This window comes from Streptomyces sp. BE303 (genome assembly GCF_036290945.1).
Classification (GTDB): domain Bacteria; phylum Actinomycetota; class Actinomycetes; order Streptomycetales; family Streptomycetaceae; genus Kitasatospora.
The window spans coordinates 22,810-48,406 of sequence record NZ_JAQYWZ010000802.1 but is presented as its reverse complement, the minus strand read 5'-3'; the positions used below and the strand labels follow the sequence as shown (position 1 = coordinate 48,406).

The following is a 25,597-nucleotide window of genomic DNA, read 5'->3' as shown; positions in this document are numbered from 1 at the left end:
TACATGGACTTCCACGCGATCTTCCCGTACGACCTCGGCAAGGTGGACCCGGCCGTGAAGGCCACCGTGGACGGCAAGGTCAAGGCCGACCCCAACTGGGCGCCCATCTTCGAACAGCTCGCCCGCAACACCCCCGACCTGCTGCTCCAGGACCGGCACGCCTTCCAGGCCCGCTGGGACGCCCAGAAGGCCAACATCGTGGCCGGCGTCAACGGCCAGGCGTCCGTCGACAAGGCACTGAAGACCGTCGACGACGCGGTCGGCCAGGCCCTCGGCAAGGAATGACGGACCGTGGCGAGGGGCGAGGGAGACCTGTGACGAGGACGACCGGGCTCCTCGCGCAGCACCCCCTCGGCGGTCCTGCCGCCGGGGGCGGCCAGGGCCGGACAGCGAAGACCACGTAGCCCCGGCGCGGGCGTTCCAGTGGCGCGCTGGCCGGCCGGCTGCCGGTGGCGCCCGCGCTCCCGGTGATCCTGGGCGCCGATCCTCCTCGGCGGACTCCAGCGCATCCCCGACCAGATCTACGAGGCCGCCGCCATCGACCGCGCCGGCCCCTGGCGGCAGCTCCGCTCGATCACCCTGCCGATGCTCAAGCCGGCCACCGCCGCCGTCCTCCTCCGGCGGCCCTTCGTCCGCGGACTCATCGGTGGTCCCGTCGAGGAGTAGGACCCACGCGCGCCCGGTCGTCGCACGGGTGAACCGGGGAGGACCGGCCCGGCCAGGTGCCAGAGACAGGCACCCGGTCGGGCCTGCGGCATTCGCGCGTCGGGCCTGCGGTGGTCGCCCCGGCCGCAGTCGGCTCGCCGATGGAGGGCGGCAGGAGTGCAAGGGGCTCACGGGCCTTCGATCCGGGTGGTTCGCTCGGCACGGGCGAACACGACGCCGGTCGGACGCACTGCGCCGCCGGCGGCGGCACGGGCACACGAGCGACCGGGCTCGGTGCCGGCGATCGGCGGCCCCGGGGCCCAGTGCGGAGGCGGCCCGATGCGGGCCGGCGGCACCGGTGTCCGCACCGAGGGCGGCGTCGAGGGCGGCGTCGAGGCCGAGTGACGCTCGGGCCCGTTCAAGGACCTTCAGGGCGCGGGCGGAGTTCGGTGACCCCTCGACGGCATCGATGCCGCGGGCGAACAGGGTGGGCGCACCCAGGGCGGCGCCGGGGCGTCGCCCCTCACCCTTGTCCCTCTCAAGGGCCGGGCTCCCGCCGGTACGAGAGCAGGGAACGGGCCGTCGGCTTGCACGAATTCCTCGGGGGCACGGAGAAACTGGGCCGGGGCAGAGATAGGTACACGTTCAATCAGCTCAGAAAGCGCACTCGACCTCGTGCACGGCCTGCGAGCCGATGTGGGCGCGGACCGCGTCCGCGGCCGCGACCGGATCGCGCCGGCGCAGCGCGTCCACGATCACGTCGTGCTCGGCGACCACGGAGCGCCAGTCCCGGTCGCCCATCGGTACGGTGATGCGGTAGCGGCGGATGGTGAGCAGCAGTTGGCCGGTGAGGTCGTGCAGGACGCGGTAGCCCGCACTCCGGGCCAGGGTCCGGTGGAAGCGGGAGTTCAGCTCGGCCATCTTCTCCAGCGCGCCCGCGGCCAGCGCGTCGTGCATCGCCCGCTGGATGCTTTCGAGTTCGGCGAGCCGGGCGTCGTCCATCCGCTCGGCCGCGAGCTGGGCGACCAGCGCCTCGATGGCCTCGCGGGCGAGGAAGACGCCTCGCATCTCGGCGACGTCGATCGGGGTCACGGTGATGCCCGCGTGCATCCGCGAGACCAGCAGACCGTCCGACTCCAGCCGCTTCACCGCCTCGCGGATGGGGATCTTGCTGATGCCGAACCGGCGGGCCAGCTCGTCCATGTTGATCCGCTCGCCGGGTCGCAGACCCCCCTGGGCGATGGCGTTGTACAGGCTCTCGTAAACGAGGTCGGCCTTGCTCTTCACGGCGGGGATGCGCTCCGCCCAGCTGGTTCGGTCCATTCGTTCATAGTATGCGATATCCCGATGATCGGAGCCTTTCCCCAGAGGTGAATTCCTCATCTCGGCCCGGGGCTTCATCCAGTTCGCCCCGGATGTATCGTCTCCAGGATTCGTGTACCGAATTCGATAAGCCTTCATTCGGCAGCCGCGAAGCCCGCGCGCACGCGGCCCTACGGCGCCTGCGGCCGGCAGCAAAAAGGCGCGCGCCTGAAACGTCGAGGCGGCGAATCGGGCTTCGCCGGCGGGTGCGGGTGCGGCGAACGTCTCCCGGCCAGGTCCGGCCGGGAGACGTTCTTCACCATGCGTGCCGTGGCGCGTCGGGTTCGGGTGCGGGCCCGGAGTCCGATCGACCGCGGCGGAAACGGCTCGACCTACGGGCGCGGCCGGTCAGGGGGTGCGGACCCAGAACTCGATCGACCGCGGTGGGACGGTGATGGTGAGGGTGGGTCCGGTGAGCGTGGGGATGTCCTGGTTGTTGGTGGCCGGGCCGTAGCGGTGGCCCTGGAAGGAGGCGGCCGTCTGGGTATTGACGGTGTAGGTGAACGGCTGGGTGGCGGAGCGGTTGGTGATGACGAAGACCGGCTTGCCCTCCGGGGTCTTCCACGCCATGATCCGCTGGTCGCCGAGTTCCGCGGATTCGTCGACGTGGTAGCGCACCGAGTTCCACGGCATGTACTTCACGAACCCGGCGACGGCGTTCCAGTTCTGGGGGTTCCAGGTCCAGTGGCCGACCGGGAGGTCGGGGAAGTGGTTGGCGCTGAAGTCGGTGTCGCTCGGGGGGCGCCAGAAGCCGAGGGAGTAGCCGGGCGATTCGGCGTTGGTGGTGGGCTTGAGGGCGTGCAGCCAGAACCAGGTGGGGGAGTTCTGGAAGGTCATCCAGTTCATGATCGACTGGGCGGTGTTGATCGTTCTGTCGTCACTGGTCAAGTTGTCGAGGTACTCGAACTCGTTGTTGAAGACGGGCCTTCCGAGCGCTCCCGAGGTGTAGTCCCTCCCGAGCGGCTTCTTGCTCGGCATCTGCTCGTTGCTCGGCGAGCCGACGCGGTGGAAGGTCCAGGCGTCGACGTAGGACAGGGCCACGGGGTCGGCGGCGACGGCCTTGCCCCAGGGGCTCTCCCAGCCGTCCCGGCTGTCGGCGTGGATCATCGCTCGGGGGTAGCGGGCCTTGACCTTGGGTGCGACGGCCTTGAACGTCTTGAGGTACCCCTCGGGCGTGTACTGGCACGTGGAGTACGTGTTCTCCGCGTCCGGCTCGTTCTGCAGGCCCCACATGGAGATGGGAACACCGCGTGCCGAGAGGTAGTCGAGGTCGCCGACCATGGCGTCGCCCAACTGGTCGAGGAACGCCGGCTCGACGGACGCGAGACTGCCTCTGACGTAGGAGTTGTTGCTCTTCCAGCCGGGCGCGGGTGACCAGTACTCGGCCGCCACGCCCTCCATGCGACTGCTGTTGATCATGTCGGCGAGCAGGGCGGTCTGGCCGGGGTAGCGGTCGATGATGTGCTTGCCCGTGGGATCGAGACCGCGGTGGTAGAGCCCGAGCGCGAGCCGGCAGTAGCGGAAGCCCCGGTCGGTGCGGCCGCCCATGACCAACTGCTGGTAGAAGCGGGTCCGTTCGGCCGGCGTCAGGTCGTAGGGCACGCCGGAGACGGTGGCCGGCAGGCCGTTGTTGCCCGAGCCGATCGAGTCCGACTGGATCTCGAAGCCGAGGCCGAGGATGGTCTGCTTGCGCGCCTGGTCGAAGCGGATGGTGTAGGCGCCGGCCGTGGCGGCCGTGGCGGTGGAGAGGTTGAGCAGCGGGGTGATGGCCGCTCCGGCGCCTGCGACGGCCGCTCCGCGCAGGACGGAGCGGCGGCTGATGCCGTGAGGCTCGGGTCTGGTCATGTTCTGTCTCCGTGGGGGATGAGGGTGGGGGTGGAGGTGGCCTGCCGCCGTGGGGCGCGGGCGAGACCGCCTCCGGCAGGGGTGATGCCGGCACGGACAGTGGGTGCGAAGCTCGGGCGGGCGGTGCTTCGGCGACATGGGGCAACGGGCGCGGATCGGGGTCCGCGCCGGAGGGGCTTCGGGGCGTGACGGTGCTCGGGCCCGCTGATTCAGTAGACCGGCTGCCGGGAGTCAGGCTGTGGTGGCGGGCGCGAAGGTGTCCGCCGGGAGATGGCGGCGGATCCGCTGCGCGATGGTGTCATGGGCGCGTCTCTTGTGGGACGGGCCGCGGCTGGATCGACCCCGGGGTACGTGCGGGAGCAGGGAGAGGCCGGTCGCGATCCGGCTCTACACCCGCCCCCCGAACGGCGCGTCGAAACTTCGGCGCGACATCCGGAGTCGTGCGTGAAATATATTCGATATACGAAAAGAGCACCAGGTGTGTTGCCGTTTCATTTCCGCTGGTCGAGGTCGATCCAGCGGGCGATGCGGTCCAGCTCGTGGGGCGGTACCCGTCTCTGAGGGCCCACCGGAGGCCCAGCCGGCCGAAGATGGCCGTGGCCGCTCGTAGGTCCGGGGTACTGGTCCGGCCGGTCCGGTGGGAGAGCGGCGCCGTGACACGAGCGCCGAGGTACTCCGGTGGGGAGGTCGCCGACACGCCCCGACATCCGGGCCCGTCGGTGGGCCCGGATGCCGCGGCGTCCGCGAAGGGGTGACGGGGCCCTCTCGGGTCAGTCGCCGATCTCGATGGCGATGTCGTCGAGGACGAAGCTGGTCCTGAGGCTGAAGTCCTCGGTCCCCTTGAACATCAGGGTCACGGTCTGCCCGGCGTAGGCCGAGAGGTCGACGCTCCGCCGGGTGTAGCCGTCGGCCCGGTCGAGGTTCGAGTGGGCCGCCAGTTGGGTGCCGTTGACCGTGACGGTGAGCCGGTCGAAGGCGACGGCGCTCGTGTCCTCGTCCGAGTCGACGTGCAGCCAGTACCCGAGGCTCGCCCGGCAGCCCGCCGGGACGGTGACCGTCTGGGCGAGGGTGTCCGTGCGGGAGGATCCGTACCCGTTCAGCCAGGCCTTCCACGCGCCGTCGTGGGCGGCCTGGCTCGGGTCGGCGTCCACCACTCCGGAGGTGGCCGTCCAGGGCGCCGCCGTGCCGCTCTCGAAGCCGGCGTTCCCGAGCAGTCGGGCGGAGGGACACGGGCCGGTGCCGTCGGTGACGGCCCAGGTGAACCGGGTGTCGGCGGTCGCGCCCGAGGCGAACGTCGCGGTCACGGTCACCGTCGTGGACCCGGCGTCGGTGGGTGTGCCGGCGATCCTGCCGGTGCCGGCGTCGATCGCCAGCCCGGCCGGCAGGCCCTCGGCCGAGAAGGTGGGCTCACCGGCAGCAGTGGGGGCCGCGATCAGGAGTTCGGCCGGCGTCCCGACCGCGGTGACCTGGTCGCCCGGGTGGGTGACCACGGGCGTGGTGGGGAGGACGGCTCCCACGTTGACGGCGGCCCAGGCCGCCCCGACGGTGGCGTACGCCGCGCTGTTCGCGTCGTAGAGCTCGGCGGCGGCCCGGAGGGTGGCCGTGCGGGCCCCGGCGAAGTCGGTGGTGGAGGTCATGTGGACGGTCAGCGCGCGGTACCAGATGGCGGCCGCCTCGTCCCGGCCGATGCCGGTGACGGTGATGCCGCCCCGGGTGGGCGAGTCGTAGTGGACACCGTTAATGTCCTTCGCGCCGCTGCCCTCGGCGAGGAGGTAGAAGAAGTGGTTGGCGACCCCGGAGGAGTTGTGGACGTCCAATCGGCCGATGCCCCGGTACCAGGAGTCGGGCGATTCGCCGTCCTTGGAGGGCTTGTCCATGTGCCGCAGGGGGGAGCCGTTGCCGAAGAGGTCGAGCTTCTCGCCGATGAGGTAGTCGGGGGTGTCGGCGGCGAGGTCGGCGTGGAATTCCACCATGGAGCCGAGGATGTCGCTGGTGGCCTCGTTCAGGGCGCCGGACTCGCCGGAGTAGACGAGGTCGGCCGTGACGGACGTGACGCCGTGGGTCATCTCGTGGCCGGCGACGTCGATGCTGGTCAGCGGGTGGGTGTCGCCGTCGCCGTCGCCGAACGTCATGCAGAAGCAGCTGTCGTCCCAGAACGCGTTCACGTACCCGCTGCCGTAGTGCACACGGCTGAGGGCGCCGACCCCGTCGCCGCCGATCCCCGCGCGGCCGAAGGTGTCCTTGTAGTAGTCCCAGGTGGCTCCGACGCCGAAGTGGGCGTCGACCGCCGCCGACTCGCGGTTGCCCGGTGTGCCGTCGCCCCAGCCGTCCTCGGTGGGCCGGGTGAACACGGACCCGGCTCCGGAGCGCTGGTTGCCCAGGTCCGTGGTGTAGCTTCCGCCGCGGGCGCCGTCCCGGAGCTCGTACCCCGATCCGCTCGCCGTGGTGCCCACCGCGACCTCTCCGACGTGGACGCCGTGACCGGTACCGGTCTGCACGCCCTCGAAGGTCCGGAGCAGCGTGCCCTCGGCCGCGTCGGTGATCACGTGCAGCTTGCTCGGGCCGCCGTCGGCGGCGGTTCCGGCGAGCACGGTCTCCCAGGCGAGTCGGGGCGCGCCGTCCGCCGCCCAGACCACCAGCCGCGGCGCGCGGCCGACCGGGGCGCCCGGCCGGGAGTCGAGTGCCGCCGTCTGCGCCGCCGCGGCGTCGATCGCGGGCGTGCTGCCGAGGCCGGCCAGCGACGCGGTCGAGGCGCGGTCGACGTCCTTCACCGCCCCGTCGGAGCCCTGGTGCACCACCAGGTCGCCGCCGAGGACGGGCAGTCCGGCATAGGTGCGTTCGTAGCGCAAGTGCCGGGTGCCGTCCGCGTCGTGGACGACGTCCTTGGCGACCAGCTTCTCCTGCCCGGTGAGCCCCAGGCTCCGGGCGAAGTCGACTCCCTGGCGGTCCGCGGCCGCCAGCGCGGCCGACCGGTCGGCGGCGGGCCGCACCGGGGCGACGGAGAGCGACGGGGCGGTGGACGGCACCGGGGCGGACATGGCGGGGGCGGCGCACACCGAGGTACCGGTCACCAGCAGCGCGGTGGTGACGGCGAGCGGGACGAGCCGGTGCAGGGGAACGGAACGGGACACGGAATCTCCTTTGCCTGCCGGCCTTCGACGGGCCGGCTGCTGAGTCCACGCCGCGGAAGGCGGCGCGTGGGGACGGTCGGCACTCGGTGCGGGGACACCGGAGCGGGCCGCCGGGGCTCCAGGCGGTCTGGGAGGTACAGGAGGAGCTGCCGCACCGCGGAAGCCCTTCGATTGATGACATGCACATGACAGAAATGGGGGCGCACGTCACCCTGGCGGAAGGCGCGAGACACTTCATCGAGGCTCGCGCAATGCCGCTTCCCCGCAACCCACTTGAGGAAGAGGCCACCTGAAGCCTAGCTGAAGCGCCGTGGAATCATGTTTGACTGTGCTTGATTTCATTGTTTTCTGTTGGCAATTTCGGCCATCCCGACGCCCGACACACCTCCGGCGAACGCGCCGGTGAGCGGCCGTCACGCCGGGGCCCGCAGCGGCGCAGACCGGTTCACCTGGCAGGACGTCGGCCGCTGCCGCATACGGCATCGACCGGATCCGCACGCCTTCGCCCCCCTCGTCGCCGCGGTCACGGCGCCCCGCGGGCCGGACGGTCGGGTGGACCGGGCGACCCGCGCCGGTGTTCACGGCGACCATCCGCCGGCCGCGCCGCCGTCGTCGGACCCGCAGCCGTCGGCCGCTCCCGGACCGAGCTCCCCTGTTCCCGGACGCTCCCGGAGCCACTGTTCGGTGCTGTTGACGTGCAGCAGCACCGCCGCCTCCCTGAGGGAGGCGGCACGGGTCAGGTCCCGCAGAGCAGGGCGCCGGTCCTGATCAGCTCACGGACCTCTTCTACGGCCCTGTCCGTCAGCGACACTCCGTGCCTCTCCCCCGGCCCTGTTCCAGGGGCACGTCCGACCTGATGAGGCCCCGGGCGCGGAGGTCGCTCCAGAGTCCTTCGGGCGTGTTCCTGCCGTGGAGTTCCACGTTCCGTACGACCTGTTCCGGGTTCCGCATACCGAGGGTGACGTTGATGACCTGGGAATGGGTCAGCGGGAAGGCGATCGCCGCCGCGGGCAGCGTGGTGCCGTGAGCCTCGCATACCTCCGCGATCGCACGGGCCCGGGCGACGAGGTCACGAGAGGCCTCCCGGTAGTCGTACCTCATTCCCTCGACGGGCCAGTCCCGGGAGAGCAGACCCGAGTTGAACACGCCCACCGCCACGACGCTCTTGCCGAGTTCCCGGGCGGCGGGCAGGACGTCGTCCAGGGCGGACTGGTCGAGCAGGCTGTAGCGCCCGGCGAGCATCACGACGTCGGCGGCGGTCTCGCGCAGGAAGCGGGCGAGCATGGCCGACTGGTTCATGCCCGCGCCGATCGCGCCGATCACGCCCTGGTCGCGCAGTTCCGCGAGCGCGGGCATGGCCTCCTCGGCCGCCTGCCGCCAGTGGTCGTCCGGGTCGTGCAGGTACACGACGTCCAGCCGGTCCAGGCCGGTGCGCTCCAGCGTGTCCTCGACGGACCGGAGCACTCCGTCGCGGCTGAAGTCCCACTGCCGGCGCAGGTCGTCCGGCACGGCGAAGCCCTCGGGGTCGATGCCCTGCGGATCCTCGTTGGGCACGAGCAGCCGGCCCACCTTCGAGGAGACGACGTACTCGTCGCGGGGCCGGCCCCGCAGGGCGTCGCCGAGGCGGCGCTCGGAGAGGCCGAGGCCGTAGTGCGGTGCGGTGTCGAAGTACCGCACGCCGGCGTCCCACGCGGTGTCGACGGCGGCTGTCGCGACGTCGGCCGGGGTGATGCGGTAGAGGTTGCCGATGACGGAGGCTCCGAAGCCCAGCTCGGTGAGGGGGATGGAGGTGCTCTGGATGTTCCGCTGCTGCACGTCGTGCTCCTGGAGTAGGGGTGTGGGGGGTGTCCGTCAGCGGCTGACGTGGGCCGACCCGCCCGCGACGAGTGCCTCGACCTCGGCGAGGGTGGCCATGGAGACGTCTCCGGGCGTGGTCATGGTGAGGGCCCCGTGGGCGGTGCCGTAGGCCAGGGCGCGCTCCAGGCCGGTGCCGCCGAGCAGTCCGTGGATCAGGCCGGCCGCGAAGCCGTCGCCGGAGCCGATGCGGTCGAGGACGTGCAGTCCGGGCATGCGGTGCCCGGCGACGAAGCCGGTCTCCGCCGACCAGGCGGCCGACGACCAGTCGTTGACCCCGGCCGAGGGCACGTCACGCAGGGTCGTCGCCAGCACTTTCGCCCCGGGCAGCAGACCGGCGACCTCCGCGAGGGCTCCGGCGACCTCGTCGGCCCCGACGCGGGTCTGCCCCGGGTGCGCGCCGGCCAGGCCCAGGGCGCCGACCACGACGTCGGCGTGCCGGGCGAGCCGCAGGTCCACCTCTCGGGCCCGGACGGCGCCGCCCCGGCCGGCCCAGAGGCTGGCGCGGTAGTTGGGGTCGTAGGAGGTCGTGACACCGTGTCGGCGGGCCGCGGCCATGGCCTCGTCGGCGACGTCGGCGGTGGTGTCCGACAGACCGGCGAAGACGCCGCCGGTGTGGAACCAGCGCACCCCGGCCGAGAAGACGGCGTCCCAGTCCACGTCGCCCTTGCCCAACTGCGAGACGGCCGTGTGCGCGCGGTCGCTGACGCCGAGCGCGCCGCGGATGCCGTACCCCCGCTCGACGAAGTTCAGCCCGTTGCGTGCCGTGTGGCGCCCCACGCCGCCGTCGGGCGTCCACCGGATCATCGAGGTGTCGACGCCTCCCTGGAGGATCAGGTCCTCGACGAGGCGGCCCACCGCGTTGTCCACGAGCGCCGTGACGACGGCCGTGCGGAGGCCGAAGCAGCGGCGCAGGCCGCGTACGACGTTGTACTCGCCGCCGCCCTCCCAGACCCGGAACGAGCGGGCGGTGCGGATCCGGCCCTCACCCGGGTCGAAGCGCAGCATCACCTCGCCGAGAGCGACGACCTCCGGGCCGCTTCCCGTACACCTCGCCGCGGCCGGCGCGGATTCCGGTCCGGTGCCGCTCATCTGCCGAGCCATCCGCCGTCGACGGGCAGAACGGTGCCGTGGACGTAGGCGGCGGCGTCCGAGGCCAGGAACACGACGGCGCCGGCGAGGTCGTCGGCGCTGCCCCAGCGGCCGGCGGGGATGCGCTCCAGGATGGCCTTGCTGCGCGCCGGGTCGTCCTGGAGTGCCCGGGTGTTGTCGGTGGCGATGTAGCCGGGCGCGACGGCGTTGACGTTGACGCCGCGCGAGGCCCACTCGTTGGCCAGCGCCTTGGTCAGGCCGGCGACGCCGTGCTTGGCGGCGGTGTAGCCGGGGACGGTGATGCCGCCCTGGAAGCTCAGCAGCGACGCCGTGAAGACGATCTTCCCCCGGCCGCGTGCCGCCATCGTCGCGCCCACGGCCCTGGTCAGCGCGAACTGCGCGGTCAGGTTGACCTGGAGCACCAGGTCCCAGTCGTCGTCGGTGTGTTCGGCGGCGGGGGCGCGGCGGATCGTGCCCGCGTTGTTGACCAGGATGTCCACCGGCCGTTCGCGACCGGCGAGGTCCGCGCCCAGGGCGCGGACGGCTTCGGGGTCGGCGAAGTCGGTGCGGATCGCCTCGAACGTGCGGCCGGCGGCGATCACGTCCTCCTCCACCGCGCTGCCGGACTCCTCCAACGAGGCGCTGACGCCGATGACGTCCGCCCCCGCTTCGGCGAGCGCACGGGCCACGGCCCGGCCGATGCCGCGCCGCGCTCCCGTGACGACGGCGAGCCTCCCGGTGAGGTCGAAGGGCGTCATGCGGCGTCTCCCCGGTCGTTGTCGGTGCCTTCCACGGTGGTGCCGTCCACGGCGGTGCCTTCCACGGCCGTGCAGTCCACCAGGATCTTCATCACGTCGCCGCCGCCCTCCAGGGCCTCGAACGCGGCGGGTGCCCGGGTGAGCGGTACGACCTTGCTGATCAGCCGCTCGGCCGGGATCGTACCCTCGGCGACGAGGGTGACCGCCCTCTCGAAGTCGGAGCGGTCGTACAACCGGGCTCCCACCAGGGTGAGTTCGCGCCAGAAGAAGCGGTGCAGGTTCACCTCGCGGGGTCGGGGGTGGATGGCCACCAGGCACAGCCGTCCGCGCGCGCCCAGTACGTCGACCGCCGTGTCGACGCCGCCTGCCGCGCCGGACACCTCGAACGCGACGTCCGCCCCCGCGTCACCGGTCCACTGCCGGACCAGCGCCGGCAGGTCGTCGTCGGCGGGGTTCCAGGTGGTCAGACCCAACTCCTCGGCGAGCAGGCGACGGTGGGTGCTCGGCTCGACGACCCGGACCTCGGCGCCCGCCGCCCGCGCGACCAGGGCGATGAGGACGCCGACGGGTCCGCCGCCGACCACGACGGCCTTCTCGCCCGCCCGGACGCCGGCCCGTGCGACGTCGTGCACGGCCACCGCGGTGGGTTCGACGAGCGCGGCGCGGTCCAGGGGCAGGGAGTCCGGGAGCCGGACCAGGGTGGAGGCGGGCACCGTCCAGCGCTGCTGCAGCGCGCCCGGGGAGTCGATGCCGATGAAGTCGAGGTGCTGGCAGATGTGCTGGTGACCGGCCCGGCAGGCCGGACAGGTGTCGTCCCAGCGCAGCGGCATCACGGTGACCGCGTCACCGGGCCGCCAGCCCTCCACGTCCGGGCCGACGCGTACGACGCGGCCGGACATCTCGTGTCCGAGGACGGCGGGCGCGACCACGCGGGCGTCCATGTCGCCGTGGAAGATGTGCAGGTCGGTGCCGCAGATGCCGACGTAGGCGGGCGCCAGCAGCACCTCCCCGGGACCGGGCTCGGGGGTCTCGGCGGGTGCCGTGTCGAGGGTTCGTGCGGCCAGGTAGCGGACTGCGAGTGTCATCGTGGTTTCAGTGTCCCTTCAGCGCGGACGCCGATGGTGAGCAGCAGGTTGGCGTAGGTGCGGGTGTCGGCGGTGACGACGGCGAGGGCCAGGTCCCGCGAGCGGGCGGCCTCGTAGAAGGCGGCGCGGTCGAGTGCCGTGACCGTTCGGGGTGCCAGCACGGAGCGGTACTCGGCGAGGGCCGGCGGCTCCGGTTCGCCCGCGGGCGGCACCATCACGTGGGCCGACTCGACGGGCAGCGCGCGCAGCAGGACGTCCAGCACGGTGGTCACGTCGAGCAGGCCCGGGGCCAGGTTGAGGTGGACGGTCCTGGCGCGCTCGCCGGTGGCGGTGCTGGCGGGGTAGTGGCCGTCGGCGAGCAGGACGCGGGCGCCGTGGCCGGCGCCGGCGAGGGATTCGAGGATCCCTGGGTGCAGCAGCTCGTTCAGGAGCACGGGCGTGGACCTTCCGTCGTTGCGGACAGCCGGTAGAAGGAGGTCGCCGTACCGGAGAGCACGGCCTGCTTCTCGCTCTCGGAGCAGTCGTCGAGCAGTTCCTCGACGGTGGCGGCCCAGCGGTTCCAGCCGCCGGCGAGGACGCACACCGGCCAGTCGGAGCCGAACATCAGCCGGTCGGCGCCGAAGGCGTCCAGCAGGACGTCCCAGACCGGCCGGACGTCCTCGATCGTCCAGGTCCGGTGGTCGGCCTCCGTGATCAGCCCGGAGACCTTGCACCGCACGTGGGGGGATCCGGCCAGCGCGCGCAGCTTCGGCTCCCAGTCGGACAGCGCGCGGCCGACGGGCGGCTTGCCGGCGTGGTCCAGGACCAAGGGCAGGTCGGGGAGGCGCCGGGCGAGTCGGATCGCCTGGGGGAGCTGGTCGCTGCGGATGAGGGCGTCGTAGCCGAGCCCGCTGTCCCGGACGGCCCGCAGGCCCCGTTCGACGGTGTGGCGTTGCAGCCACTCGGGGTCGTCCTCGCCCTGCACGACGTGCCGCAGGGCCCGCAGGTGCCCGCCTCCGGGTCCGGAGCGCAGGTCGTCGAGCACGTCGCCGATCGCGGGTGAGGTGAGGTCCGCCCAACCGACGACGGCGCCGATCAGCGGGTCCTGTTCGGCGAGGGCCAGCAGCTCCCGCGTCTCGGCGACGGACGTCACGCACTGCACGAGCACGGTGCTTGTCAGCCGCCGCCCGGAGATCGTCCGGGTCGCGGTCCGTCGCAGGTCGTCGACCGTGTGCGTTCGGCGGATCGGCTCGTGGCCGGGCTCGTCCAGCCAGGGCTGCGGCCGGCGGTCCAGGTCCCACACGTGGTGGTGGGCGTCGATCAGGGGCGGCGGCTCAGACACGGGCGGACCAGACCGGGCCGTCGGGGTAGGCGTACTCCTTGAGGGACTCGGCGTGCATCTGCGCGCCCAGCCCGGGACGCGCGGGTGCGAGGTAGTGGCCGTCGGTGATGCGGACCGGGTCGACGAAGTGCTCGTGCAGGTGGTCGACGTACTCGATGACCCGGTCCTCGACCGTGCCGGAGACGGCGACGTAGTCGAACATCGACAGGTGCTGCACCATCTCGCAGAGGCCGACACCACCGGCGTGCGGGCAGACCGGGACGCCGAACTTGGCGGCGAGCAGCAGGATCGCGATGTTCTCGTTGACGCCGCCGACCCGTGCGGCGTCGATCTGCACGATGTCCACCGCGCCGGCCTGGAGGAGCTGCTTGAAGACGACCCGGTTGGCGATGTGCTCGCCGGTGGCGACCTTGACCGGACCGACGGCGCTGCGGACGGCGGCGTGGCCGAGGATGTCGTCGGGCGAGGTGGGCTCCTCGATCCAGTACGGCCGGTAGGGGGCCAGGGCGCTCATCCAGTCGATCGCGGCCTGGACGTCCCACCGCTGGTTGGCGTCCACCGCGATGCGGATGCCGTCGCCGACCGCCTCACGGGCGGTGCGCAGGCGCCGTACGTCGTCCTCCAGGGAGGCGCCGACCTTGAGCTTGATCTGGGTGAAGCCGTCGGCGACGGCCTCGCGGGCGAGGCGGGCCAGCTTCTCGTCGGAGTATCCGAGCCAGCCCGGCGTGGTGGTGTAGGCGGGGTAGCCCCGGTCGAGCAGCCGGCCGATGCGCTGTTCGCGACCGGGTTCGGCGCGTCGCAGGATCTCCAGGGCCTCCTCGGGGGTGAGCGCGTCGCTGAGCCAGCGGAAGTCGATCTGCGCGACCAGCTCCTCCGGCGACATCTCGCCCAGGAACCGCCAGACGGGCTTGTCGACGCGCTTGGCCGCGAGGTCCCAGGCGGCGTTGACGACGGCGCCGACGGCCATGTGGATGGCGCCCTTCTCCGGGCCCAGCCAGCGCAGCTGGGGGTCGTGGACGAGGGAGCGGGAGAAGGCTCCGAGGTCGGCGCAGACCTCGTCGACGGACAGGCCGACCACGTGCGGGGCGAGGGCCGCGATGGCGGCGGCCTGCACGTCGTTGCCGCGCCCCGTGGTGAAGGCCAGGGCGTGGCCTTCCAGTTCGTCGGCGGCGTCGGTGCGCAGGACGACGTAGGCGGCCGAGTAGTCCGGCTCGGGGTTCATCGCGTCCGAGCCGTCGAGGTGCTCGGAGGTGGGGAAGCGCACGTCCAGGACGTCGAGGGCGGTGATGCGGGCGGATTCCGGGGAGGCGGGCAGGGGGGATGACATGGCGACAACTCCTGTGTGGGCAGGGGAACACGGTCCCCTGCGACGAGATGGGGAGGAAGGGCGTGGGGCGTGGGCGCCCGGGTCACTCCTGGGCCTTGCCGCCCGTGATGCGCGAGATGATCAGCGCCACCAGGATGATCAGGCCGTTCAGCGCCCCGATCCACTGGGCGGGGACGCCCCCGAGGGTGAGCACGTTCTGGATCATGAAGAGGAGCAGGATGCCGCTGAAGGCTCCGAACATCGTGCCCTTGCCGCCGTTGAGGCTGATCCCGCCGATGACGGCGGCGGCGAAGACGGTGAAGATGTAGCCGTCGCCCTGGGCCGCGGCGACGGAGGCGAGCCGTCCGGAGAGCAGCAGTCCGGCGAGGGCGGCGAGCACGCTGCCGCTGACGATGACGATCCACAGCACCCGGTCGGTGCGGATGCCGGCCGCCTTCGCCGCGTCGACGTTGCCGCCGATCGCGTACAGGGAGCGGCCGAAGCCGGTCCAGCCGAGGAGGACGACGGCGACGGCGAACAGCGCCAGGCATATCCAGATGGACGCCGGTGTCCCGAACCACTCCGCGGTGCCCAGGTAGAGCATGGAGGGCGGGAGCTGGAAGAACGTCTGGCCGCCGGAGAGGCCGGTGAGGATGCCGCGCAGGACGATCAGCATGCCGAGGGTCACGATGAAGCCGTTGAGCCCGAAGCGGATGATCAGCAGGGCGTTGAGCACACCGACGACCGCGCCCACGGCGAGGGTCACCGGTACGGCCCAGGCCCCGGGGATCAGCCCGAGCCCGTGTCCGGCACCGGCCGGAACGACCAGCAGGGCGGCGACCCCGGGGGCGAGTCCCATGGTGGACTCCAGGGACATGTCCATCTTCTTGACGATCAGGATCATCGTCTGGGCGAGGACCAGGAGGGCGATCTCGGACATGGTCTGCAGGACGTTGACGAGGTTGTCGGCCTGCAGGAACACGGGGTTGACGATCTGGCCGACGATCGCGATGACCACGATCGCGGGGACGAGCGCGAGGTCCCGAAGCCGGGCCAGCGGCACCCGGCCGCCGAACAGCGCGGTCCGCCTCACCCGCGGTTCCGTGGCCTCCGGTGGGGCTGTGTCCACGAGGACGGTGTCAGGCATTGAGGTCCACTCCTTCCATCGCGGCCACGAGGTCGTGATCGTGCCAGCCGCGGGCGATCTCCGATGTCACACGGCCCTGGAACATCACGAGGACCCGGTCGCACATGCGCAGGTCGTCGAGTTCGTCGGAGGCGACGAGCACTCCGGTGCCGGTCCGCGCCGTCTCCTCGACCTTGCCGAGGAGGAATTCCTTGGACCGCACGTCCACCCCGGCGGTCGGGTTGATCAGGACCAGCAGCCGGGGGTCGTCGGCGAGGGCGCGCGCCATGACGACCTTCTGCTGGTTGCCGCCGGACAGCGCGGAGACGGGCAGGTCGGGCCCAGGAGTCTTGATGGCCAGCTTCTCGATCATGCTCGCGGCGAGCCGGTCCCGGCGGGCGCGGCTCAGGAAGCCGTTGCTGCCGATCCGGCCCGGTACGGACAGGGTGGCGTTGTCCGCGATCGACATGTCGGGCACGAAGCCCTGGTGGTGCCGGTCCTGCGGAACGAATCCGGCACCCGCCGCCAGCGCCGCCGGCACGCTGCCCGGCCGGGGCCGGTGGCCCGCGATCTCCAACTCGCCGCCGTCGGCGGCCCGCAGCCCCACGACGGTCTCGGCGACCTCGGTGCGACCGCTGCCCGCGGCCCCCGCGAGCCCGACGATCTCCCCCGCGGCGACCCGGAAGGTGACGCCGCCGTAGGTGGCACCGCTCAGGCCGCGGACGCTCAGCGCGGCCGTGGCGCCGGGGTCGGCGGTACTCACCCGTTCCCCGCGCCGGGTGGCTGCGGCCTCGCCGGTCATCGCGGCGACCAGCTCGCCGCGGGGGAACTCCGTCACCGGCGCGGTCACGATGTGCCGGGCGTCCCGGAACACCGTCACCGTGTCGCAGATCTCGTAGACCTCCTGGAGGTGGTGGCTGATGAACAGGAAGGTCACGCCCTGGTCCTGCAGATCGCGGATCCTGTCGAAGAGCCGGTTGATGGCCGCCCCGTCGAGCTGGGCGGTCGGCTCGTCCAGGATGATGAACCGGGCCCCGAAGGACAGGGCCCGGGCGATCTCCACGAACTGCCGCTGCTCCACGTCGAGATCGCCGGCGGGGGTCTGGGGATCGACGTCCACCGACCAGGTCGCCAGCAGTTCCTCCGCGCGGCGGCGCACGTCCCCCCAGCTGATCAGGCGACCGCGGCCGGGGGCGTGCCGGTTCAGGAAGAGGTTCTCGGCGACGGTCAGCGTGGGGATGATCGTCGACTTCTGGTAGACGCAGGCCACGCGTCGGCGCCAGGCGTCCCGGTCCGCCTGCCGCGGCGCCGGGCTGCCGGCGAAGGTGACCGTTCCCTCGTCGGGGGCCTGAAGGCCGGTGAGGACGGACACCAGGGTGGACTTTCCGGCCCCGTTGCGGCCGACCAGCGCGTGGGTCTCACCGGGTCTGATGGTGATCCGGGCGCCGTTGAGGGCCACCGTCGGACCGAATCGTTTGACGATGCCCGTCGCCTCGACGACGGGCGGGTCCGTGAGGGTCCGCCCGTCGTCCGCCGGGGCGGGCACGGGGCCGACCACTCGCTCCCCGTCGCTCATCTCAACCGCCTTCTGCTCGAATGCCGTGGGGTTGCCGGTCGGGAGGTCAGCCGACGTTGTTGCCCCACAGGGACTTGTCGTCGCTCTTCACACTGGTCACGCCGCCGTAGGTGCCGCCGTCGGCGGTGACGAGCGGGGCCTGGAGCTGGTCCTCCAACAGACCGTCACGGACCTGGACGATCGTGCTGTCGTGGTCGGTAGGACCGGGCTGGAACGTTCTCCCGTCGATCGCGGCCCTCAAGTAGTGCAGGGCGTACCGGGCGTAGAGGTCGGCCGGCTGGGAGACGGTGGCGTCGATCTTCCCCGCGGCGATGTTCCTGAGCTCCTCGGGGATGCCGTCGTTGGAGACGACGAAGACGTGCTTCTCGTCCTTCGGGTCCACCAGCAGCCCCGCCTGCTTCAGGACCTGGAGCGTGCCGGCGAGGGCGAAGCTGGACTGCATGTAGACGCCCTTGATGTCCGGGTTGGCGACGAGGTCCGTCTGGAGCTTCTGCGCGGCGACCGCGCCGTCCCAGTTGGTGGCCTCGCCGAACACCTTGATGCCGGGGAAGTTCTTCTTCATGCAGTCGTTGAACGCCTCGGTGCGGTCACGGCCGTTGATGGAGGACAGGTCGCCCTCCAGCATCACGACCTTGCCCCGGCCGTCCAGCTTCGTACCGAGGTACTGGCACGCCTTCTCCCCGTACGCCCGGTTGTCGGCCCGCACCACCATGAAGACCTTGCCGCTGTCCGGGCGGGTGTCCACGGTCACGACGGGGATCTTCTTCGCGGCCAGCTGATCCAGCGTCGGGGCGATGGCGGCGGTGTCCTGCGGGGCCATCGCGATGCCCTTGACGCCCTGGCTGATGAAGGTCTGGGCGTTGGCGGTGAGCTTGGCGACGTCTCCCTGGGAGTTGGTGGTCTTCAGGGACAGGCCTAGCTGCCCCGCGGACCCGGGCGTGTACTTGATGTACGAGTTCCAGAAGTCGGTGTCGGAACGCGGGTAGTCCACGCCGATCAGCGACCGGTCCGACGACGCGGTGGTTCCGGAGCCGCATGCGCCGAGCAGCGCAACTGCGGAGAGCGCGGAGACAGTGGAGCAGAGGGCGTTTCTGAGTCTCATCGGTGGTTCCTCGTGGTGGTCCCGGAGCAGGGGATCGCCCCTAGCGGATACGGCAGGTGTCACGCTTCGGAGACATGGGATGTTTATAGGTCTCAGCTGAAGAAGCTGTCAATGCCTCGGTGGAACCATGCTGCAAATAAGGCATTCTGCGACGGCGAGGGGTCAGGTCCGCTCAGATCGGCCGACGATTGATCCCATCAATAGCGAGGATCGACGGTGCGGCGCCACGGGCCGCCGTCCACTCCCGAGCGGCGTCGGCCGGGCGCCGCGCCCCTCGGTCGACTCGGGCACGGCCACTCGGGGAGGACGCCCGGTCCGCGATGCCGGCCGACGACCGGGCCTCGGGATCGGTCGGTGCGAATGTGGCACCGGCGGGCCCGAGTCATTCGCGGCACGGGCCCGAACGCACTGCGGGCACTCCGGCCGGTCCGGGCCGGCCCGCTCACGCGGCCCCGGCTCGGATCGGGTCAGGCGGGACGGCGGGCGAGTTCGGCGCGGGTGGTCCGGAGCCCGACCAGGCCGCGGGCGACATGGTTCTCGACCGTGCGGATCGGGCCACCTGGGCGGTCACGAGCGCCGGGTCGTCGCCGGCCCCCGTCACTGTCCGCTCGACGTGGCGCGGCAGTGGGCCCGCCATCTCGCCTATGTTTACGCAACCATCTCCCGGTGGCAAGCATCCTGACCGCCGGGACGGTCCCCCCGACCGTGCCGGCCCGGCCGAGCGCACGGGTTGACATCGGTACGGAAGGAGCGTTGACGGACGGGTCGGACAGCCCGCAGACTTTGCGCACCGGCGGGGCCTCCGCGGACCGCCGGAACGGTTGCGGGCCGTCACCCGCGGATCAGCGGCCCCGAGCCGACTGCCCTGCCGACCGCCCCGCCGACCGCCGTTCCCGCGGTCGACCGTGCCCGCTCCGCGGTCGGACGAAATCGGCCCGCCCGGCTCGCCCGTCACGGGTCCCGCACCCGCCGTCCTGATGCAGAGGAGGTGCATTCCGTTTTTCGTCGGCGTCGTAGGGCCACCAGCGCGGCCCGCGCCGCGAGCTCTTGTCCCGTCCCGCCTCGGCGCGGATCCACCCGAGGCCCGCCGGTCGGCGGGCCTCCGAACACCGGCCGAGGTGCGGGTTGAGCAAGCCGATCAAGGTACGGAAGACACCCAGGGCGCTCAAGGCGTCCAAGGACCCCGAGGGGCGGATGGCCCTCGCCGACCACCTGCGGGAGCTGCGCAACCGCGTGGCCAAGTCGGTCCTGGCGATCGTCGTGTTCACCGTCCTGGCGCTGTTCTTCCACAAGAGGATCGAGGACTTCCTGCTGCAACCGCTCCGCTGCACCCCGGAGATCATCGCCACGGGGAAGGAGAAGTGCGCGCAGGTCTCGACCATCGGCCTCACGGCCGGCTTCACCTGGATGCTCAAGGTCGCCCTGACCGCCGGCGTGGTGGCCACCGTCCCCGTCTGGCTCTACCAGATCTGGGCCTTCGTCGTGCCCGGTCTGCACCGGAACGAACGCAAGTACACCCGGATCTTCGTCGCCTGCGGCGCCCCGCTGTTCCTGGCCGGAGCCGCCCTGGCGATGGTGCTGCTGCCGACGACGGTCCAGATGCTCATGTCGTTCACCCCCGACAACACCACGCCGATCCTGCCGCCCGACGACTACTTCGACATCGCCACCCGGCTGGTCCTGGTCTTCGGCCTGGCCTTCGAGTTCCCGCTGCTGCTGGTGATGCTCAACCTGACCGGCATCGTCACCGGCAAGCGGCTGCTCGGCTGGTGGCGCGGCATGGTACTGGGCATCACCGTCTTCGCCGCGTTCGCCACCCCGAGCGTCGACCCGCTGAGCATGCTGGCACTGGCCGCACCGATCTGGGCCCTCTTCTTCCTCGCCTGCGGCATCGCGACGGTCAACGACCGGCGCAAGGCCCGGCGCAACCCCGACCACGGGCTCGGCGCCGACGAGGCCTCCGACGTCGACCTGACGGTGCAGCCGGTGGCGGAGGTGGCGGCCGTCGAGGCCTCCACCCGGCCGGCCGCGAGCATCGAGGTGCACATCCCCCGCCAGGAACACCCGGAGCACCGGGCGCACCTGGACGACATCACCTGATCCGACGGCGGGCGGCCGAACCGCACGCCTCGGCGCCCGACCCACCGGACGCGGGGCCGTGGCCATCGGGGCCCCGGCCATCCGGATCACGATTGTGCATCCCACCGGGCTCCGGAGCCGCCTCCGCACTCCCTCCCCCGGAAGCGGCACGCGCCGGGGCACACCGCGACCGCGGCGTGGTCGGCCCGGTCGCGGTGGCCTGCGCGGCGCGCCATTGGTGCGGTTTCGGGGAGGCGGGTGTTTCATGAGCCGGTTCGGCCGGGGCCGGGGACGGGGGTGCGGCTCGGGGCCGGTAGCGGTTCCGCGGTGGCCCCGAGCGGTCGCCGGAGGGACGAGCGGCTTCCGGCCCGGGAGGGAAGCAGGACGCGACCGGGGCCGGACACGGCCTTCCTCCCGCTCGCGTGGGCGAAGGCCCGCGATCCAGCCGGCGCCCGTCCGCACAGCCGCGCCGGTGTCCTCACCCGGGCGTTTCGACGAAGCGGGCGCCCGCGTGAAGGCGGTGGTGCTCCACCCGCACGATGCGGCCGTCCGCCATGGACGCGGTGACGTCGACACCCGTGCTGCCGCCGGGGTCAAGGGCGTCGAGGTCGTGGGAGACCACCACGGTGGCAACCCCACGGTCACGGACGAGCTCCGCCAGCAGGGCGATGATCCGACGGCCGCGCTCCCGGTCCAGGACCGACGTGGGCTCGTCGACGAGCAACAGGGAGGGCGAACCCATCAGCGACCTCGCGATGTTGACGCGCTGCCGCATGCCGCCGGACAACTGGTGAGGCCGGCGATCCGCGGCGTCGGCGAGGCCGACCTGTTCCAGCAGTTCCATGGCCAGGGTCCGATGCGCGCGCCTGCTGCCCCTCCGCAGGTCCACGGCCAGCAGCACCTGCTCAAGGGCGGTGAGGGACGGGATCAGGTTGTCCTGCTGGAAGACGAAGCCGATGTGGTCGCGGCGGACCCGGGCCCGCTCGGCCGCCGGAAGGTCGGCAGTCCGGACGCCCTCCGCGCACCCCGCCACCAGCTCGACGGGCTCGTCCGCACCGGACCCCTCGGCCGGCGGATCCCCCGACGGCCACGACCCCTGCCACCAACCAGGTGACAGGCGTTTCCGGATGATCCGGCTGCTGCTCGTCGACGACCATCCTGTGGTGCGCGCCGTGCTGTCGGCCACCGACGACCTCCATGTGCGCGGTGAGATCGTGCCCGGAAAGGAACACCCGCGGACTTTCCGACGGCCGACGCCGTGGATTCACCGCGCTGCTCGATCCCGCACGAATCCCTTCCGCGACGGATCCCGTAGAACGACCGGCGGGCCACGTCCGGCAATTCCCCGAAGTCGCACCGCCCAAGGCCCGGAGCCCTCGCGACCCACCATGACGCACCGGAGAGCGAGCGTTCACCCCACGGCCTCGGGATCGGCGGCTCCGTCGTATCCCGGAGCGGCCAAGCAGGGTGCCGAGTCCGGCCGCTCGATCGACACCGTCGCCAACACCGGGCCGTACCTGTGAGCCGGCCGACCCGGGCCCTGGAGCACGGCGGATTCACCCCCCACCCACCACTCCGTATTCGCCGGCGGACCACTACTCCCCATTTCCTCACCAGAGAGCCGAATACTCAATGGCCGCCAGGGAAGTCCGCTTTCTCTTGAATGTCCGACTCTGTCGGGTATTCTGCACGACAAGGCCGATGACAGCGGAAACGCCGGTGTGTAGCGCCGCCGAGACCCCGATCAGCCATCCGCCCGCACGGCCGGGCCCTCGCCGGGCCGGGCGCCTCCTCGAATCCCGCGGAGCCCGTACATGCGCGTATCCGACACCTCCCCCACCCTGCGGCCGGCCGCCTACCTGTGCAGCCCCCCACAGAATCCGAGGGCAGCGACCGGTGACCGCGAAGCGCTGACGCACTTCGCCGCCCGGCTCGGCCTGCCCACTCCGGTGTTCTACCTCGACGACGTCCACCCGTCCTCCTGGGGCCACCGGTCCCGGCCCCAGTTCGAGACGCTCGTACGCGCGGTGATCGACGGCACGCACCGGCTCCTACTGATACCGGGCCCCTGGGTCTTCTCCGCCGACGAGGGTCGCATCCGCCTGTCGCTCCGTGTCCTCACCGCGGCCGGCTGCACCCGGGTCCTGACCCTCCCGAAGCAGCCGGCCCCCGTCCCGCGGGAGCACCCGGCGACGGCCGGCGCGCGTCCCGGGCGAGTGCCGGGCCAGCGAAGGCCTCCCGCGTGACCGAGCCCTGAGCGACGCCGGGGAGGAAGGACCCCGGCCGGCGCGCGTACAGCGGCGGCCGGGGTCCGCCGGGGCGAGGAGGGCGAATCGATCGCCCCTGCAAACGATCGGTGTCCTCGCCGACCTGGTCCGACGGGGAGTCCCTCAGCGGCTGCCTGACCGGCAGGCCGACGGCGGTCAGCCAGGCACCCGGCAGTCTCGACGACTTCGTCCTCCGGGCCACGGACGACCACCTGGCCGAGAAGTCCTTCAACGGCGTGTTCTGGTCCGCCTGCACCGATCTCGGCGCACCCGCCCCGCGACAGGATCGTCGGGGCACCCGCGGCGATCTCGCCGGAGAACGGACGCGTGGACGTGTTCGTCCGCGGATCGGACGACGCGCTCCGGCAGAGGTCGTCCGTCGGCGACAGCAGGACGGGGTGCACGACTCACCACGAGTGGTGACAACGAGTCCCGGACCGCGACGGGCGCCCGGTGGTCGTCAGGGGTGCGGAGCCTGGTCGTGGACCCAGGCGGCCACCTGGGCACGGCGGGTGAGGCCCAGCTTGAGCAGAATCCGCTGCACGTGCCCCTGTGCGGTCCGCGGCGAGATCACGAGCCGAGCGGCGATCTGCTTGTCCGACAGCCCCTCCCGGAGCAGATCCGCGACCTGCTGCTCCCGGGCGGTGAGGAGCGGGCGGACGGCCTTCTGCACGGGCTCGGCGAGGACACGGTCGTCCAACAGGGCCAGGGCGAGGGACTGCTGGACCGTCGAGGTCTCACCCCTTCGGACATGCGCCTCGAACGCGGCATCGCCCAGCGCCGTCCGCAGCTCGCGCTCGCACGCCAGGTGGTGGACGGCCAACTGCCCCATGCCGGAGATGGCGGTACCGGTCCACCGCCACAGGCTGCGGGCCGCACCCAGGTGTTCGGCCGCCTCCTGGCTCTGGCCCTGCCGCGCCCTCGCCCAGGCCATCGTCTCCAGGCACCGGGCCACCAGCAGCCGGTCGTGCCCGGGCAGGGCGGCGCGGAGGCTCTCGCGCAGCACGGCGACGGCCTGCTCGGCGTCCCGGGCCGACCAGTGCCGCAGGGCCAGGGCCCACAGGGCGTGGGGACGGGCCCACCGGAGGTCGTCGGTGTCACACCGGTCCAGGCACTCCTGGGCGAGAGCGGCCGCGCGCCGGTCGCCGGCGAGGCAGGAGGCGACGGCGAGGAGATGGAGGGCGGTCCAGTACTCCCCGGGATCACCGAGGGCCTCGGAGCGGACGAGCGCGTCCTCCAGGAGCTCGACGGCCCGCACCGGATCGCCCCGGAACAGCGCGCCGAGCCCGGCCAGTCGGCCCGCCGCCGCGATGGAGCCGGGGTCGTCCATGGCCCGGGCCAGCTCGCCGCACTCGTCGGCCCGGACCTCGCCGCCGGCCGCATCGCCGGTGAAGAGCGCCAGCCAGCCGTCCGTCCAGAGGGCCTTCGCCCTGACCGGGCTCGGCTCGGTGTCCACTGCGAGCAGCTGCGCGAGCCAGCCGCGGTCCTCCTCCAGGTCGCCGATGCCCACCCCGTGACTGCGGACCGCGGTGATGATCTCCATCCCTCTGCGCGCCTCCCCCGGCTCGTCCAGGCAGGACCGCAGCGCGTCACGGATGTTGGGCTGCTCACGTCGCAGCCGGGCCAGCCACTCGGGCTGCTTCGCGGTGAACCGTTCCGCCTCCGCACGCCGGACGAGGGCGTGGTAGTGCTCCCGGTGCCGCCGCACCACGTCCCGCTGTCCTCCGTGCTCGGGCAGCCGGAGCCGTCCGTACTGCCGCGCGATGCCCGGCATCCGGTAGTAGACCTGCTGCTCCTGTTCCTCGCGGACGAGCACGGACTTGTCGACCAGGCCCGCCACCACGTCGAGCACGGCCGGGCGCGGCAGGGACTCGTCCGTGCAGACCGCCTCGACCGCGGCGAGGTCGAAACCGGCGGTGAAGACCGACGCCCGTGCCCAGAGCCGCCGTTCCTCCTCGCCGCAGAGGTCGTAGCTCCGGTCGACGGCCGCCCGCAGGCTCCGCAGGCGCGGCGGCGCGGACCGGCTCCCGCCCGTGAGCAGGCCGAAGCTGTCGTCGAGGCGGTCGAGGATCTGGTCGCAGGCGAGGACCCGCAGGCGGGCGGCGGCCAGTTCGATCGCCAGGGGAACGCCTTCCAGGCGGTGGCAGATCTCGGCGGCGGCCCGGGCTTCGGCGGGCGACGGGTCGAAGGCGCCGAGGACGGAGACGGCGCGGTCGGTGAACAACCGCAGCGCGTCGTTGCGCGCCACCGGTCCGGTGGGACGGAGGCCCGGTCCGGGTGCGGGAAGCGGCGGGACCACGAGCAGTTGCTCGCCGTCCACCCCGAGCGCCTGCCGACTGGTGGCGATCACCCGCAGGTGGGGGGCGGCCTCCAGGAGTGCGCCGGCGAGGACCGCTGCGGTGTGCAGGAGGTGCTCGCAGTTGTCGAGCACGACCAGCGTCCGGCGGTCCCGCAGGTATGCCGTCAACGCCCCGATCGGCCGTTGGCCGGGAGCGACACACAGTCCGAACACGGCCAGGGCGGCGGTGACGACGCCGTCCTCCGTCTCGAAGGCCGCCAGGTCGATCAGCCAGGTGCCGGCCGAGAACGAGCGCCGGAGTGTGTGGGCGAGGTGCACGGCGAGGCGGGACTTGCCGATACCGGCGGGGCCGGTCATGGTCAGCAGTCTGCTCCTGCCGACCAGGTGCCGGGCGAGTGCGAGCTCCCGCCGCCGTCCGATGAAGCTGGTCGTATCCGCGGGGAGGTTCCCGTGTCCCGTACGCACTGCCGTCCTGCCTCTGTTCTCTGGTTCGGGGTGCTGCGTCCGACCCGTTCCGCCGACGCGGGCCCGGCACGTGCCGGGCCCGCGCTCCTGCGGAAAGCGAAGGCCGGGACCGTCCGCGGATCGCGTGGTTCGGCTTCCGAGGACGAGCGGGGGAAGACCCGGCCCGGCTCCGCCGGAACGCCTGAGCCGGGTATGCGAAACTCGATGATGCGCCCGGTCGAAATGCGCAGGGATTTCTCCCGGAGAATCGCCCGACCAGCCCACGAATTTCCCGTCCGGACCGT

General features: G+C 72.2%; 20 protein-coding genes. 4 read left to right on the top strand and 16 right to left on the bottom strand.

Annotated features, from left to right (window positions below; translation table 11 throughout):
• Positions 1 to 285 (top strand): hypothetical protein (locus PUR56_RS26530; RefSeq protein WP_329950748.1); only part of this gene is annotated, 285 nt, incomplete at its 5' end.
• A gap of 198 nt (positions 286 to 483) precedes the next feature.
• Complete coding sequence (locus PUR56_RS26525; RefSeq protein WP_443034573.1) at positions 484 to 666, top strand: ABC transporter permease subunit; 183 nt, start codon at positions 484 to 486, stop codon at positions 664 to 666.
• Positions 667 to 1,299: 633 nt separating this feature from the next.
• On the opposite strand, the gene PUR56_RS26520 is transcribed toward PUR56_RS26525, so the two are convergent.
• From PUR56_RS26520 to PUR56_RS26455, 14 genes are all read right to left on the bottom strand, one after another.
• Positions 1,300 to 1,968 (bottom strand): GntR family transcriptional regulator, encoded by a 669-nt coding sequence (locus tag PUR56_RS26520; protein WP_329950747.1) that lies wholly within the window; start codon positions 1,966 to 1,968, stop codon positions 1,300 to 1,302.
• A gap of 387 nt (positions 1,969 to 2,355) precedes the next feature.
• On the bottom strand, positions 2,356 to 3,852 hold the full coding sequence (locus tag PUR56_RS26515; protein ID WP_329879978.1) for a hypothetical protein: 1,497 nt from the start codon (positions 3,850 to 3,852) through the stop codon (positions 2,356 to 2,358).
• 770 nt (positions 3,853 to 4,622) lie between these two features.
• Positions 4,623 to 6,983 carry a M4 family metallopeptidase gene (locus PUR56_RS26510; RefSeq protein WP_329950746.1) on the bottom strand — a complete coding sequence of 787 codons (2,361 nt, stop codon included), beginning with the start codon at positions 6,981 to 6,983 and terminating at the stop codon, positions 4,623 to 4,625.
• A gap of 578 nt (positions 6,984 to 7,561) precedes the next feature.
• Positions 7,562 to 7,690 (bottom strand): hypothetical protein, encoded by a 129-nt coding sequence (locus PUR56_RS26505; RefSeq protein WP_329879975.1) that lies wholly within the window; start codon positions 7,688 to 7,690, stop codon positions 7,562 to 7,564.
• 94 nt (positions 7,691 to 7,784) lie between these two features.
• Positions 7,785 to 8,798 carry an aldo/keto reductase gene (locus tag PUR56_RS26500; protein ID WP_329950745.1) on the bottom strand — a complete coding sequence of 338 codons (1,014 nt, stop codon included), beginning with the start codon at positions 8,796 to 8,798 and terminating at the stop codon, positions 7,785 to 7,787.
• A 36-nt stretch (positions 8,799 to 8,834) separates the two neighbouring features.
• Positions 8,835 to 9,929, bottom strand: a complete 1,095-nt coding sequence (locus tag PUR56_RS26495) for a sugar kinase (RefSeq protein WP_329950744.1) — start codon at positions 9,927 to 9,929, stop codon at positions 8,835 to 8,837.
• Positions 9,926 to 10,687, bottom strand: coding sequence for an SDR family oxidoreductase (locus PUR56_RS26490; protein WP_329950743.1), 762 nt, complete (start codon positions 10,685 to 10,687; stop codon positions 9,926 to 9,928). Before PUR56_RS26490 ends, PUR56_RS26495 begins: the two co-directional genes overlap by 4 nt.
• The gene (locus PUR56_RS26485) at positions 10,684 to 11,772 is read right to left on the bottom strand and encodes a zinc-dependent alcohol dehydrogenase (protein WP_329879970.1); all 1,089 of its coding nucleotides are present in this window, start codon (positions 11,770 to 11,772) and stop codon (positions 10,684 to 10,686) included. The genes PUR56_RS26490 and PUR56_RS26485 overlap by 4 nt, the downstream gene beginning before the upstream one ends.
• Complete coding sequence (locus PUR56_RS26480) at positions 11,769 to 12,206, bottom strand: RbsD/FucU domain-containing protein (protein WP_329879968.1); 438 nt, start codon at positions 12,204 to 12,206, stop codon at positions 11,769 to 11,771. The genes PUR56_RS26485 and PUR56_RS26480 overlap by 4 nt, the downstream gene beginning before the upstream one ends.
• Positions 12,197 to 13,093: an amidohydrolase family protein gene (locus PUR56_RS26475; RefSeq protein WP_329879967.1), complete on the bottom strand. Its 897-nt coding sequence runs from the start codon at positions 13,091 to 13,093 to the stop codon at positions 12,197 to 12,199. The genes PUR56_RS26480 and PUR56_RS26475 overlap by 10 nt, the downstream gene beginning before the upstream one ends.
• On the bottom strand, positions 13,086 to 14,420 hold the full coding sequence (locus tag PUR56_RS26470; RefSeq protein ID WP_329879966.1) for an enolase C-terminal domain-like protein: 1,335 nt from the start codon (positions 14,418 to 14,420) through the stop codon (positions 13,086 to 13,088). Before PUR56_RS26470 ends, PUR56_RS26475 begins: the two co-directional genes overlap by 8 nt.
• A gap of 82 nt (positions 14,421 to 14,502) precedes the next feature.
• Positions 14,503 to 15,546 (bottom strand): ABC transporter permease, encoded by a 1,044-nt coding sequence (locus tag PUR56_RS26465; protein ID WP_329879965.1) that lies wholly within the window; start codon positions 15,544 to 15,546, stop codon positions 14,503 to 14,505.
• Positions 15,539 to 17,101, bottom strand: a complete 1,563-nt coding sequence (locus tag PUR56_RS26460; protein ID WP_329879964.1) for a sugar ABC transporter ATP-binding protein — start codon at positions 17,099 to 17,101, stop codon at positions 15,539 to 15,541. The genes PUR56_RS26465 and PUR56_RS26460 overlap by 8 nt, the downstream gene beginning before the upstream one ends.
• 46 nt (positions 17,102 to 17,147) lie before the next feature.
• Entirely contained in the window at positions 17,148 to 18,203 is a 1,056-nt protein-coding gene (locus PUR56_RS26455; RefSeq protein WP_329950742.1) for a sugar ABC transporter substrate-binding protein, read from the bottom strand.
• 1,194 nt (positions 18,204 to 19,397) lie between these two features.
• Here PUR56_RS26455 and tatC point away from each other — a divergent pair.
• The gene (tatC, locus tag PUR56_RS26450; protein ID WP_329879981.1) at positions 19,398 to 20,303 is read left to right on the top strand and encodes a twin-arginine translocase subunit TatC; all 906 of its coding nucleotides are present in this window, start codon (positions 19,398 to 19,400) and stop codon (positions 20,301 to 20,303) included.
• A gap of 457 nt (positions 20,304 to 20,760) precedes the next feature.
• Here tatC and PUR56_RS26445 read toward each other — a convergent pair whose 3' ends face one another.
• Positions 20,761 to 21,468, bottom strand: coding sequence for an ABC transporter ATP-binding protein (locus PUR56_RS26445; RefSeq protein WP_329950741.1), 708 nt, complete (start codon positions 21,466 to 21,468; stop codon positions 20,761 to 20,763).
• 628 nt (positions 21,469 to 22,096) lie between these two features.
• On the opposite strand from PUR56_RS26445, the gene PUR56_RS26440 reads away from it, so the two are divergent.
• On the top strand, positions 22,097 to 22,528 hold the full coding sequence (locus PUR56_RS26440; RefSeq protein ID WP_329879961.1) for a hypothetical protein: 432 nt from the start codon (positions 22,097 to 22,099) through the stop codon (positions 22,526 to 22,528).
• A 481-nt stretch (positions 22,529 to 23,009) separates the two neighbouring features.
• Here PUR56_RS26440 and PUR56_RS26435 read toward each other — a convergent pair whose 3' ends face one another.
• A complete protein-coding gene (locus PUR56_RS26435; RefSeq protein ID WP_329950740.1) occupies positions 23,010 to 25,205 on the bottom strand; it encodes an ATP-binding protein in 2,196 nt (731 codons plus the stop codon).
• Positions 25,206 to 25,597: the final 392 nt, after the last annotated feature.